Source organism: Ochrobactrum sp. SFR4 (assembly GCF_019730395.1).
GTDB lineage: Bacteria > Pseudomonadota > Alphaproteobacteria > Rhizobiales > Rhizobiaceae > Pseudochrobactrum.
In genome coordinates, this window is record NZ_JAAPBB010001229.1 from 1 (window position 1) to 243 (window position 243).

General features: G+C 39.1%; 1 protein-coding gene. It reads right to left on the minus strand.

What is annotated here, in order from left to right; all coding sequences use genetic code 11:
* Nucleotides 1–62 precede the first annotated feature (62 nt).
* Nucleotides 63–243, minus strand: a 181-nt coding sequence (locus HBA93_RS22950) for a hypothetical protein (protein ID WP_221724767.1), incomplete at its 5' end; no start/stop codon positions are given.

Consider the following 243-nt stretch of genomic DNA (forward strand, 5'->3'; position numbering starts at 1 on the left):
TAATAATTGCAAGATACTTGTATGTAAAACTCTTTATTAGTTCCATAATACATATTATCAACTCAATTCTTATAACAGCAATATGCAGATGCGACAGTTGGGCAATTTAGAGATGCGACAATTTTTGCAGCTCTTGCCCTTTTCAAATCGAACGCGGAAAGGAAGACTGGGTTTTTAGCTGCAAACAGCGGATGGGAGCCGTCATGTCTTGTCTGATCACTATGTCGCAGAAAGAACTCAACC